The following is a 12,169-nucleotide window of genomic DNA, read 5'->3' on the forward strand; positions in this document are numbered from 1 at the left end:
CAGTAAGCCCCTCACCTCAAACTTCAGCGAGAGCCAAGAAGTTAAGTAGGGGATCAACTGTCCGTAAAAGCCCGATTGGTTCAACTAATAATCCGTGAGGGGATAAAGCCCCCCCACGGATTAAAGTTTCACTTTATATGGATTAGGCTAATGCAATATATATGTCAACTTGCGCATCATTTGGATCAATCGCTCTTTCATCATAGAGCTCAAAGTCAGTAGTGAAAGCACGCTTATTTTCTTTTGACCAGTTCCAAATGTCTTGCCATGTTTCATAAACAACTTCTGATACGGGCCCTTTACGTGTTGTAAATACCGCATATGTACTAGCGGGTATTGTAAGAGATGTCATATTTTCGGGTGTTGTTTCTAGGGAAGAGACTGGCATACCGATTGTATATTTATATGTTCCAGTTTCGTCGGACTCGTAATCTGAATACAATGCTATTGTTGCGTTTTGCTTACTATTTCTAGAGATTTAGATAATCTTGGTGAGGAGCTACTGTATTAAAACAGATATTCTAATAAAAGAACCCAACAATCTGGAGGACGGTTGGAATTTGAAGAGAGCGTATCTACAGCTTAAAGTTGAAAGAGGATAAATTATAAAAATTATAAATCTTGCAAAAAACGAATGAATTTCTTCAAACTTTGTGTTTGCTGTTTTTTACGCTTAATAACAAAACTGATCTCGATTTTTTCAGGTAATTCCTGATAATGAATTGTTTTTTCATTTGTTCGGCTATATATAATATCTGCTGGGAGTATGCTAATACCAAGTCCATCGTTAACAGCCTGCAGAATGGATTCAAGGGAATCAAATTCCATTATATTTGGCTGATTAAGGTTACTTGTACAAAACAAGTCTAGTAGCTGATTTCGATATATACAATTCGGATTGCTATTTACAATTAAAGTCTGATTATGCTGCGTTTCAAGTTGAGCAGTTTTTGGTGAAATGAGTACGATATTTTCAAAATAACTGTAAACGACTTCGAACTGTGAATCATTATAAGAACCACTTAGAAAAATCCCATCAATTTCTCCATAAGAAAGCATTTCTTGTAATTTGAGATTATCATTTGTTTTTATTTTTACATCAATATTTTTATGTGACTTCAAAAAAGAAGAGAGTAGATTAGGAACTTTAACAGCAGAAATTGTTTGAGATGCTCCAAGTGTTAAAGCTTCTCTCCACTTATTAGGATTTATCTTTGATTTAGCTTCATCCATTAAAAGCATAATTTGATTTGTATAATCTAATAAAACTTTTCCTTGCTCAGTTAACGTTACTCCTCTGTTATTACGCTTTAATAATTTGACGCCTAGTTCATCTTCTAAACTTTTAATTCGCTGACTTATATTTGGTTGTACATATCCTAGTTTTTCAGCAGTTCTAGATATCGATTGTAGTTCTGCAACATGTTTAAAAATCCACAAGTCATGACTGTCCAAAAATACATCCCTCCACTGATATCATTTAAAATGATATCGGCCTCATTATTCTGTATTATACTCCTCAAATGAACGAAGATACAATGGTATCAAACTAGATCAGGTGAGGAGAGTTTAAAATGGATGTAAAAGATAAAGTAGTAATTATAACAGGCGGTGGCACTGGTATTGGAAAGGCTGTTGCTTTGAAATTAGCCGGTGTAGGAGCAAAAGTTGTGATTAATTATAGTCGTTCAGAAAAAGAAGCGTCAGAAACTGTTAATGAAATTAAACAGCGAGGAGGTACAGCACGCGCCATTAAGGCAAATGTAGCAAAAGAAGAAGAAGTGAAGGCGATGGTATTTCAAACTGTTCAATTCTTTGGGACCGTAGATGGTTTAGTGAACAATGCCAGTATAACAGCTCAAATACCTATGGATGACTTAGATTCTGTAACAGATCAAGTGTGGGATTCCCTTTTTAATGTAAACGTAAAAGGGATGTTTCATTGTGTAAAAGCTGTTGTTCCTTATATGAAGAAACAAAAATCCGGTGCGATCGTGAATATGGGGAGCGTTGCCGGGATAACTGGATTAGGTTCATCTATACCGTATGCGGCAACAAAGTCCGCCATTCATACAATGACAAAATCATTGGCAATTGCATTAGCACCGGATATTAGAGTGAATTGCATTTCTCCTGGCGCAGTTCATACGAGATGGTGGTCAGGTAATGAAGCGAAGATGTATCAACTTGCGGGAAGCTTACCACTTAACAGAATTTCAACACCGGACGATATTGCAGAAGCTATCCTGTTTCAATTGACTCAGGAATCTATTACAGGACAGGTATTTACAATTGATAATGGACAGACGCTTTGAGATTTTAGAATATTATGTATGATGTAATGCAGTTCATAACGATTTTTTATTTATAAAATAAAGAAGGCACAGTTTCTGTTGTAGAAATTATGCCTTCTTTATCATATCTATAAATTAAAACATACTAGAGCTATGCATTGGTTGCAGTTTCGCGTTTGGATCAAAGTAAGCTTTTGCATTGTTTACTGCTGTTGGTGCTTCACCAAAGCCACATGCAATCAGTTTTACTTTTCCTTCATATGTACAAATGTCACCAGCTGCATAAATGCCAGGAATGTTTGTTTCCATTTTAGAGTTTACAACGATGTTGTTCTTTTGAATGTCTAAGCCCCAGTTTTTAATTGGACCGAGGGAAGAAACGAAACCGTAGTTTACGATGACATCGTCAACATCAATGACAACTTTCTCTTCTGTTTTCACATGCTGCAATACAACTTGTTCAATTTTGTCCTCACCAATTAGTTCAACTGGAACGTATGGTGTCGTTACTTCTGCGCGAGAATTCATTAAGGTTTCTACGCTATGTTCATGTGCACGGAATTTATCGCGTCGATGAACGATTGATACTTGTTCAGCGATTGGTTCTAACATCATTGTCCAGTCTACTGCGGAGTCCCCGCCGCCAAATACAACGACGCGTTTTCCAGCGAATTTATTCATATCTTCAACGAAGTAGTGTAAGTTTTTCTTTTCGAATTTTTCGATACCATCTAACTCTAATCGACGTGGTTGGAATGCACCGTTACCAGCTGTAATAATGACAGATTTAGAGTAGTGCGTTCCTTTATTTGTCACAAGCTTAAATACGCCATCAGCTTGCTTTTCAAGCGTATCCACTGCTTCTTCTAAGCAAACAGTTGGTTCGAATTTTTTCATTTGCTCTTTTAAATTATCCACAAGTTCTTGTGCACGTACTTTCGGGAATCCCGCTACGTCGTAAATATATTTTTCAGGGTATAGTGCGGACAATTGTCCTCCAAGCTGTGGTAAACTTTCAATGATTTTTACACTGGCTTGTCTCATTCCGCCATAAAACGCTGTGAATAATCCAGTTGGACCTCCACCGATAATCGTTATGTCATAAACTTTTTGATTTTCTGTCACTATTTATTCCCCCCATAGATGGAATTTTGATATTGATTCCATATATTTTTCATATGTATACGGAAATCCTGCAAATGATTGCACTTTAACATAGATGATAACATATTTCAGTTAAGAATACGTAAGGAAACGACTGAATTGTGTGTAAGCTTGTGCATAGATAGGCGAGAAATGTATAAAATATACCAATAGGAAAATACATGAAAAAAAGGCTTAAAAATCCTTGAAAACGCTATGTTATTTTAAAATATTGATAATTCTCTAGGTGCTTGAATTCTGAAATGAAACCGACTAAGATAGGAAAGTATTATGTTAATTTTTTATGACAAATTTCGTAAGATTTTTTGAATACGTATTGTTATAATTTAGAATGTGATAAATTCCACATTCTTGACAAAATAAGTTTTTAGGAATTTGGTCTTATTTTTTATTACTATTATATAAAGAAAAGGGTTGTGATTGAGTGAAAACTCCAAAAATCGTAGTTTTAGGTGCAGGTTATGGCGGGATGATTACGACTGTTCGTCTGCAAAAAACATTATCTGTAAGTGAAGCTGAGATTACGTTAGTAAATAACAACAGCTATCACTACCAAGCAACTTGGTTACATGAAAGTGCAGCTGGCACATTACATCATGATAAAATTCGTCTGAACATTAAAGACGTTATCGATACAAACAAAGTAAACTTTGTACAAGATACAGTTGTAGAAATTAAAGCAGCTGAAAAACGTGTTATCTTAAAAAATGGTGAGTTAGAGTATGATTACTTAGTAATCGGCCTTGGTTTCGAATCTGAAACATTTGGTATTAAAGGATTGAAAGAGCATGCATTCTCTATCACTAACATTAATGCAACTCGTCAAATTCGTGATCATATGGAATACAAGTTCTCTCAATATGCGACTGAAAAACGCGATGAGTTAGTAACAATCGTTGTCGGTGGTGCAGGATTTACAGGTATCGAGTATGTAGGTGAACTTGCAAACCGTATTCCTGAACTTTGCAAAGAGTATGATGTTCCACGTGAAAAAGCACGTATCATCTGTGTGGAAGCTGCTCCAACAGCACTTCCTGGTTTCGATCCAGAATTAGTTGAGTACGCTGTAAAACAGTTAGAGAAAAAAGGTGTAGAATTCCGCATCGGTACAGCAATTAAAGAAGCAACTGAAGAAGGTATTCTTGTTGCAAATGGTGACGATGCTGAATTACTTAAATCTGAAACTGTAGTTTGGGCAGCTGGTGTTCGTGGTAACGGTATTGTGGAAGAGTCTGGCTTTGAAGCAATGCGCGGACGTATTAAAGTTGATGAGTATATGCACGCTCCAGGTCATGAAGATGTATTCATGGTTGGTGATGCAGCGTTAATCATTAATGAAGAGATTAATCGTCCATACCCACCAACAGCACAAATTGCAATTCAAGAAGGGTACAACATTGCACATAACTTATCTGTGTTAATTCGCGGTAAAGGTGAAATGAAAAAGTTCGCATTCGATAACAAAGGCTCTGTATGTTCATTAGGACATGATGATGCAATGGGTGTTGTTATGGGTAAAAAACTAACGGGCTGGAAAGCTTCCTTCATGAAGAAAGTAATCGATAACCGTTACTTATTCTTACTTGGCGGACCGTTACTAGTTCTTAAAAAAGGTAAATTGAAGTTCTTTTAATATATAGTAGAAAAAAGCAGAAACGGCTATGAGTCGTTTCTGCTTTTTTGTGTAATACAAGCTTTTCTTAAACTTCTATTTCATCGTACATTTAGTGTATAAGTAGAAGTTCTTTTTGAGCGAAAAGCAACAAAAAACCAAATTACATTTGTGATTGATACCGCTGCGCAAAGAATGATGACTCCTAAGAAAGAGGAGGCGTTATAGTCACTTGCGCGTATTATAATAAATACGACTGCAAGTATCACAAGATTTACGAATAGCCCCATACCGCAAAGAAAAGCCATGATGAATCGCATTGCCTTCACTCCTGCGATATAAAGAAGTAGAGGTACGATATAAAATAGTAAAATCATGCCGATTGATTTCCACATGCCTAAAGAGTTAAATTTATTTGCATTAGGTCCTAAATCAGCAAGTGGTGAAAGTGAAATTGCGACTAGTATTGAGCAGAAAAGTAAGGCAGAAACAAATGTCATAAAGAGAATACTGTATTTCTTTGAGTGATTTGCCATTGTATGATGACTCCTTTCTTAATGAATATTTGCGGGGGAGCATCCAAAAACAGAGGAAATACTTTGAGATGAGTAGGTATTTATAATAAAGAAATCCCCTATATTCTCATTATATCAAAAATATGGAAAATTAATATAATAGAATGACACGGAGAAACGTGCGAAATCAGGAAGATTATATAATTCTCCACTTAAAATATAGTATAATATATGAAAAAGAATGAATATTCTGTTCGTTTGATTGGAAGGGGTTTTACATCATGGGGAAACGTGGGAATGTTTGGCTAGCTGTAAGCGGGCTTGTAACTACAAAAGATGGTCGTTGGCTCTTTGTTAAGAAGAAATACGGAGGTTTGAAGGGGAAGTGGTCATTACCAGCTGGTTTCGTAAATGAAGGTGAAACGATTGACCAAGCTGTGAAACGTGAAATTTTAGAAGAGACAGGTATCATTGCACATGTAAAAGGGGTACTTGGCATTCGCTCTGGTGTTATTCGTGATGAAATTAGTGATAATATGATTATTTTTTTATTGGAGCCAGAAGGAGAAGCGGTTACCGTCCAGGAAGAGGAACTATCTGAAGTGGCGTTTTTACATCCTAAAGATATTGCATACGATCAAAATACTTCTATATTAGTTCGATATTTATTAGAGGAGAATTCGGAATCGCTTCTTAAGGTGGATACTACATTAAATCCAGGAGATCAATTTGGTTATACGGCGTACCATGTGTTTACTGCGGGAGAGAAGGAGATGGGAAACAAGTGAGTATTCCAGTATTACTTATTTCAATGATGTTGTTTTTTATTCTTTTCTTTGGAATTGGTTTTTTGCTTAATATGATTTTACGTGCTACGTGGGTGATGGTTGTCATCTATCCGATTGTTTGTATGCTTATTATTAATAAAGCGAGTGTTTGGGAATATTTCTCAAAACCGAAAGAAACATTTTCTTCCTTTGGAACAAGTATATCGCATCTTGGACAAGCTGATATCTTTATTTTATCAACCGGATTAATCGGAGCGATTTTGTCTGGTGTTATCATAAAAAAATTGCGTCAAAGCGGCTATCAAATGTTTTAATCTCCAGTTTCTTGGGGATTTTTTTTGCATATTTCTACATCGTATGGGGAATGACTAACGATGAAGGAGTGTGGAATATTAAAATGTTAAAACGATATGGTATCCGCATTATGATGACTTGTTTACTTGTAGCAGCATTATGTGTGACATGGCAGGCGCTAACAGGAATCTCTCTACTAGAGGTTGTACGAACATATCAAGGAAACAAAGTGCAAGAAGTACATGCCGCAGAAACCTCAACCCGGGTTGTTCCGAGTAAAGAAGTGATAAGTGCTTTAGAGCAGGCAAATGAATGGTCTAAATATCGTGTAATGGAAGTCACGGCAACTGGTTATACATCAGGTATAGAATCAACTGGGAAAAGACCTGGACATCCAGAGTATGGTATTACATATTCAGGTGTAAAGGCAAAAAGGGATATATATTCTACAATCGCAGCTGACTTACGAGTGTTTCCCCTGGGAACTATTCTTTTTATACCTGGATATGGATACGGTGTTGTAGCAGATAAAGGCGGCGCTATAAAAGGGAACAGGCTTGATTTATATTATGAAACAGTAAAAGAAGTATATAGCCAATGGGGTAAGAAAAATGTAAAAGTGTATGTTGTAAAAATGGGAGATGGAAAGTTAACAGAAGATCAGTTAACGATGCTAAACCAAGATGAAACACTGCAGGTGTTTCGTGGTCAATATTTGAAACAGAGATAGTCTAGTGAGATTAACGCTAGACTTTTTTATTTTGCTGTGTTCAAAATAAAGAAAAATGAGAGCTATGCAAAGGAGTGGAGAAATGGAAGAGTATCCTTTCGCGTACTATGAGTTCTTTGTGAAATATAATGAAGGGGATTATTATACGTGCCATGACTTGCTAGAAGAAATGTGGCTAGAAGATCGTAGTAATCTATTTTTGAAAGAGCTATTGCAAATGGCAGTTGCCCAGTATCATTACAGCTATGGAAATGTAAAGGGAGCAAGGCTCATGATGGAAGTCGCGGAACAATATTTGACGCCATATTGCCCTATGTACTGGGATTTAGATGTTAAGCAAGTTGTGATGTTTATTCAAAGGTGTCGTAAAGTTATTCCTGAAAAGATAGAGAAGGTTTCATATGAAGAAGTTCATACTTTACCACCATTACCTGTACTTTTTCTATATATGAAGTGACAATGAAAATATTTGAAGTGCAAGAGAAGTTAGAATTATCGCATTTTAGGAAAAATACAGTTATAATGAAAATAGAGAAATCTAGGGGGTCTGAACATGTTTCAAGTGCAAAAAGAATTAGCAAGTCATGAAGCAGTAATTGTTGCTTTATTTGAAGAAGAAAAAACGAGCAGCTTTGTACAAGAGTTGGACAAAGCATTTGAGGGACAATTACAAGTTTTATTAGAAGAGAAAGAGCTTTCTGCAAAGAAAAAAGCAATTTCAAAAGTACATAGCTTAGGAAAAACAAATGTAAAACGTTACTATTTTGTTGGTCTTGGCAAAAAAGAATCATGTACAACAGAAACGTTACGCGCTGCGCTTAGTAAGACTTTTAAAACACTACAAGCTGCAAAAGTAAAAGACGCTGCGATTTTACTTGATTCTTTCGTAACAGATAAATTGGATGCAATCGATGTTGCGCATATTGCAGCTGAAGTATCTAACCTTGGTACGTATGAGTTACAAACATATAAAACGGACAAAAAATACAGTGTAGAGTTAGAAAAATTTGTAGTCATTACAGCAGAGGACGCAAAAGAGGTTGAGGCTGCGTTAACAGTTGGATATGTGCATGGACGTGCTACAAATTCAGCTCGTACACTTGTAAATATGCCGCCAAACGTATTAACAGCAACAAAACTTGCAGAATATGCAGTTGAATTAGCTGAAAAATACGATATGGATTATAAAGTGCTTGAGAAAGAAGAGATGGAAGAGCTTGGTATGGGTGCGCTGCTTGCGGTAAACCAAGGTTCTACAGAGCCACCGAAAATGATTGCTCTTATTTATAAAGGTAAAGAAGAGTGGACGGATGTTGTGGGGCTTGTTGGTAAAGGGATTACATATGATACAGGTGGTTACTCTTTAAAACCACGCGAAGGCATGGTTGGAATGAAAGGTGATATGGGCGGTGCGGCAGCTGTTCTTGGTGCCATGGAAATTATCGGAGAACTCCGCCCTGAGCAAAACGTAATTGCTGTCATTCCATCAACTGATAATGTTGTGAGTGGTACAGCATTTAAACCAGATGATGTGATTACATCTATGAGCGGTAAAACAATTGAAGTATTAAACACAGATGCAGAGGGACGTCTAGCGTTAGCTGATGGTATTACGTATGCGAAGAAACTTGGAGCAAATTATCTTATTGATATCGCGACGTTAACAGGTGGTATCATTGTTGCTCTTGGAAACCATACAACGGGTGCAATGACAAATGACGAAGCATTGTTTGAGCAAGTATTAGAAGCATCAATGGAAACAGATGAGCCGATTTGGCAATTGCCGATTTTCGAGCGTGATAAAGAGCGCGTTCGTGGCAGTAAATTTGCAGATTTAAATAATTCACCAGGCCGTGATGGTCATGCGATTATGGCTGGAGCGTTCCTTGGGGAATTTGCAGAAGAAACGCCATGGGTACATTTAGATATTGCTGGAACATCGGAGACAAAAGGTGCTCATGATTTAGGACCAGCTGGAGCAACGGGTGCAATGGTGCGTACACTTGCAACACTTGTTGAACGTTTTGGAGAAGAATAAGAACTTTGGAAAAGGCAGCTAAGGTAGCTGCCTTTTTTTCATAAAGAAATCGTATATAATGTTCCATCTAAAGCGAAGGACGTGCGGCCTGTTTCTTCAGAGACAACTAATATGAGTGAATCGCTTTTTTCTGATAAGCCGATGGCAGCACGGTGGCGTGTTCCTAGTTTCGAGTCAATTTCTGTATTTTTCGTTAGAGGAAGAATATTTGCTGCCGAAATGATATTATTGTTTTTTATGAGAACCGCGCCATCATGAAGTGGATTTCCTGGATAAAAGATAGATTCTAATAAAGGGACTGTTAAATACGCATTGAGCCTTGTCCCGGTTTGAATAAGGGAATCAAGAGAATCGTTCCTTTCTACAACAATTAAAGCACCATGTTTTCGATCTCCTAAATGCTGAATTGCTGTCGTAATCGTTGCATAGCTTGTTGTATAAGGGGATAAGTATGTTTTTATATAATAAGTAGCTGCAATTGTTTGGACATTACTTAGCAGATGATGGATTTCTTCCATTTTGCATAAAATACATTCACCCTCTTGTTCAATTGCTTGTTTCATGTGAAACAGTTCGGTTTCGACAATTTCAATCATTTGTTTCGTTTCTGTTTTTAACTCTTCTGATAATCCGCGTTCTTCCATTTTGCTCACCTTTTTATCTGAAGTATATAGCGTTAGTGTATACAAATAATAACAGTAAAATCCTGCTAGATTTTAAAATATATTGAGATACCTGTCGTTTTTTTCATATAATGAGGTTATGACATGCGAGAGGAGATAAGAAAATGGATTGGAAACAAGAATATAGTCGCTGGCTTTCATATGCGAATTTAGATGCAGAATTAAAAGAACAACTAGAAAACATGAAACAAGATGAAAAGAAAATAGAAGATAGCTTTTATAAGAACTTAGAATTCGGGACAGGTGGCATGCGCGGTGAAATTGGCGCTGGCACGAACCGTCTGAACGTTTATACAGTTCGAAAGGCGACAACAGGGTTAGCACATTTTATTGAAAAATTGGGTGAAGAAGCGAAGAAACGCGGTGTTGTTGTAGCGTATGATTCTCGTCATAAATCACCAGAATTTGCAATGGAAGTAGCAGCTACACTTGGTGCACATGGTATTACAACATATGTGTTTGAAAGTTTACGTCCAACGCCAGTACTTTCTTTCGCAGTTCGTCATTTACAAACAGTAAGTGGAATCGTTCTTACGGCAAGCCATAATCCACCTGAGTACAATGGATATAAAGTGTATGGAGAAGATGGTGGACAATTGCCTCCGAAAGAAGCAGATGAGTTAATCAGCTACGTAAACGCAGTAGAAGATGAATTAACAGTTGAAGTTGCTGATGTGGAACAATTGAAAGAGAATGGTTTATTACATATCGTTGGACAAGAAGTAGATGATGCATACTTAGAACAATTAAAAACAGTGATCATCAATAAAGAGATGGTACAAGAAGTTGGGAAAGACTTAAAAATTGTCTTTACACCACTACATGGAACGTCAAATATTCCAGCACGCCGCGGTTTAGAAGCAGTTGGATTTACAGATGTAACAGTTGTAAAAGAGCAAGAGTTACCAGATCCAAACTTCTCAACAGTAAAATCACCAAACCCAGAAGAGCATGCGGCGTTTGAACTTGCGATTCGTGATGGTGAAAAGGTAGGAGCAGATGTACTAATCGCAACAGATCCAGATGCAGACCGCCTTGGCGTAGCTGTTCGCAATCATGCTGGTGAGTTCCAAGTGTTAACAGGAAACCAAACAGGTGCGTTAATGCTTGATTATTTATTATCACAAAAGAAAGAAAATGGTACACTTCCAGAAAACGGTGTTGTGTTAAAAACAATTGTAACTTCTGAAATCGGACGTACGATTGCAAAAGCATACGGTTTAGATACAGTTGATACGTTAACTGGATTTAAATTTATCGGTGAGAAAATTAAGCAGTATGAAGAAAGTGGACAGTATGAATTCCAATTTGGTTATGAGGAAAGTTATGGCTATTTAATTCGTCCATTCTGCCGTGATAAAGATGCAGTACAATCTGTTCTATTTGCATGTGAAGTAGCAGCGTACTATAAATCACAAGGGAAAACATTATATGATGGTTTATTAGAAGTGTTTGCGAAACACGGCTTCTTCCGCGAAGATCTTGTTTCACTTACATTAAAAGGAAAAGATGGTGCGGAGAAGATCCAAGAGATGATGGCATCATTCCGTGAAAATCCACCAAAAGAAGTAGCTGGTTTAACAGTAACTTCAGTAGAAGATTATAAGGCAAGTATTATTACAACACTAGAAGATGGAAATAAAGAAGAGATTCACTTACCGAAATCAAATGTGTTAAAATATCAATTGATAGATGGTTCTTGGTTCTGCTTACGTCCATCTGGAACAGAACCAAAAATCAAGTTCTACTTTGGTGTGAAAGGTGATTCCTTACAAAATAGTGAACAAAAGCTACTTACTATTAAAGAAGATGTAATGAATCGTTTATAATAGAATAGAGTGTTATTTCCATGAATGGAAGAGAAAAGGGGAGAACGGAGAACGGCCTCCTCTTTTCATATATTTAGAAGAATCTTGCTCCTTTAAAAGGAGAAAAGAATTGATGTAGTATACTGTCTGTATGATTTACTTGAGGACGGATTGTAGATTTTGTGATTTCACACCATATAAGTAAGAGAATAAATTTGAGGATTAGAATAGAAGAGAGGGTAT

Annotated in this window: 12 protein-coding genes and 1 pseudogene; 8 read left to right on the forward strand and 5 right to left on the reverse strand. The window is 36.8% G+C overall.

The genetic code is table 11. The features are described 5' to 3' along the window. Positions 1-142: 142 nt before the first annotated feature. Together AZF08_RS13905 and AZF08_RS13910 are read right to left on the reverse strand one after the other, a co-directional pair. A pseudogene (locus AZF08_RS13905) lies at positions 143-463 on the reverse strand (GyrI-like domain-containing protein); the annotation flags it as partial. A gap of 149 nt (positions 464-612) precedes the next feature. After that, entirely contained in the window at positions 613-1,455 is an 843-nt protein-coding gene (locus tag AZF08_RS13910) for a LysR family transcriptional regulator (protein ID WP_033672940.1), read from the reverse strand. A gap of 119 nt (positions 1,456-1,574) precedes the next feature. Here AZF08_RS13910 and AZF08_RS13915 point away from each other — a divergent pair, with 119 nt between their 5' ends. Continuing rightward, positions 1,575-2,315 (forward strand): SDR family NAD(P)-dependent oxidoreductase, encoded by a 741-nt coding sequence (locus tag AZF08_RS13915; RefSeq protein ID WP_033672938.1) that lies wholly within the window; start codon positions 1,575-1,577, stop codon positions 2,313-2,315. Between the two features lie 114 nt (positions 2,316-2,429). Here the strand turns inward: AZF08_RS13915 and AZF08_RS13920 are convergent, their stop codons facing one another. After that, on the reverse strand, positions 2,430-3,419 hold the full coding sequence (locus tag AZF08_RS13920) for an NAD(P)/FAD-dependent oxidoreductase (RefSeq protein WP_033672937.1): 990 nt from the start codon (positions 3,417-3,419) through the stop codon (positions 2,430-2,432). Between the two features lie 463 nt (positions 3,420-3,882). Here AZF08_RS13920 and AZF08_RS13925 point away from each other — a divergent pair, with 463 nt between their 5' ends. Continuing rightward, on the forward strand, positions 3,883-5,091 hold the full coding sequence (locus AZF08_RS13925) for an NAD(P)/FAD-dependent oxidoreductase (RefSeq protein ID WP_033672936.1): 1,209 nt from the start codon (positions 3,883-3,885) through the stop codon (positions 5,089-5,091). An 80-nt stretch (positions 5,092-5,171) separates the two neighbouring features. Here the strand turns inward: AZF08_RS13925 and AZF08_RS13930 are convergent, their stop codons facing one another. Then, positions 5,172-5,606, reverse strand: coding sequence for a DUF5391 family protein (locus AZF08_RS13930; protein WP_033672935.1), 435 nt, complete (start codon positions 5,604-5,606; stop codon positions 5,172-5,174). A gap of 260 nt (positions 5,607-5,866) precedes the next feature. Between AZF08_RS13930 and AZF08_RS13935 the strand changes: the two genes are divergently transcribed. The 5 genes from AZF08_RS13935 to AZF08_RS13955 all read left to right on the forward strand — a co-directional run bounded on the left by AZF08_RS13935 (position 5,867) and on the right by AZF08_RS13955 (position 9,435). Then, positions 5,867-6,373 (forward strand): NUDIX domain-containing protein, encoded by a 507-nt coding sequence (locus AZF08_RS13935; RefSeq protein WP_033672934.1) that lies wholly within the window; start codon positions 5,867-5,869, stop codon positions 6,371-6,373. Further along, positions 6,370-6,687, forward strand: a complete 318-nt coding sequence (locus tag AZF08_RS13940; RefSeq protein WP_033672933.1) for a YuiB family protein — start codon at positions 6,370-6,372, stop codon at positions 6,685-6,687. The genes AZF08_RS13935 and AZF08_RS13940 overlap by 4 nt, the downstream gene beginning before the upstream one ends. A gap of 83 nt (positions 6,688-6,770) precedes the next feature. Next, the gene (locus AZF08_RS13945; protein ID WP_033672932.1) at positions 6,771-7,397 is read left to right on the forward strand and encodes a 3D domain-containing protein; all 627 of its coding nucleotides are present in this window, start codon (positions 6,771-6,773) and stop codon (positions 7,395-7,397) included. Positions 7,398-7,479: 82 nt separating this feature from the next. Beyond that, entirely contained in the window at positions 7,480-7,854 is a 375-nt protein-coding gene (locus AZF08_RS13950; RefSeq protein WP_033672931.1) for a DUF309 domain-containing protein, read from the forward strand. A 96-nt stretch (positions 7,855-7,950) separates the two neighbouring features. Next, positions 7,951-9,435, forward strand: a complete 1,485-nt coding sequence (locus AZF08_RS13955; RefSeq protein ID WP_033672930.1) for a leucyl aminopeptidase — start codon at positions 7,951-7,953, stop codon at positions 9,433-9,435. A gap of 38 nt (positions 9,436-9,473) precedes the next feature. Here the strand turns inward: AZF08_RS13955 and cdaS are convergent, their stop codons facing one another. Beyond that, positions 9,474-10,079, reverse strand: coding sequence for a sporulation-specific diadenylate cyclase CdaS (gene cdaS, locus AZF08_RS13960; RefSeq protein WP_033672929.1), 606 nt, complete (start codon positions 10,077-10,079; stop codon positions 9,474-9,476). 143 nt (positions 10,080-10,222) lie between these two features. On the opposite strand from cdaS, the gene AZF08_RS13965 reads away from it, so the two are divergent. Continuing rightward, positions 10,223-11,947, forward strand: coding sequence for a phospho-sugar mutase (locus tag AZF08_RS13965; protein ID WP_033672928.1), 1,725 nt, complete (start codon positions 10,223-10,225; stop codon positions 11,945-11,947). The last annotated feature ends 222 nt before the right edge of the window (positions 11,948-12,169 follow it).

The organism is Bacillus gaemokensis (assembly GCF_001590835.1).
Lineage (GTDB): Bacteria > Bacillota > Bacilli > Bacillales > Bacillaceae_G > Bacillus_A > Bacillus_A gaemokensis.

Coding starts and splice junctions, on each gene's coding strand:
- AZF08_RS13915 (WP_033672938.1), top strand. CDS start 1,575: ATGGATGTAAAAGATAAAGTAGTAATTATAACAGGCGGTGGCACTGGT.
- AZF08_RS13930 (WP_033672935.1), bottom strand. CDS start 5,606: ATGGCAAATCACTCAAAGAAATACAGTATTCTCTTTATGACATTTGTT.
- AZF08_RS13935 (WP_033672934.1), top strand. CDS start 5,867: ATGGGGAAACGTGGGAATGTTTGGCTAGCTGTAAGCGGGCTTGTAACT.
- AZF08_RS13945 (WP_033672932.1), top strand. CDS start 6,771: ATGTTAAAACGATATGGTATCCGCATTATGATGACTTGTTTACTTGTA.
- AZF08_RS13950 (WP_033672931.1), top strand. CDS start 7,480: ATGGAAGAGTATCCTTTCGCGTACTATGAGTTCTTTGTGAAATATAAT.
- AZF08_RS13955 (WP_033672930.1), top strand. CDS start 7,951: ATGTTTCAAGTGCAAAAAGAATTAGCAAGTCATGAAGCAGTAATTGTT.
- cdaS (WP_033672929.1), bottom strand. CDS start 10,079: ATGGAAGAACGCGGATTATCAGAAGAGTTAAAAACAGAAACGAAACAA.
- AZF08_RS13965 (WP_033672928.1), top strand. CDS start 10,223: ATGGATTGGAAACAAGAATATAGTCGCTGGCTTTCATATGCGAATTTA.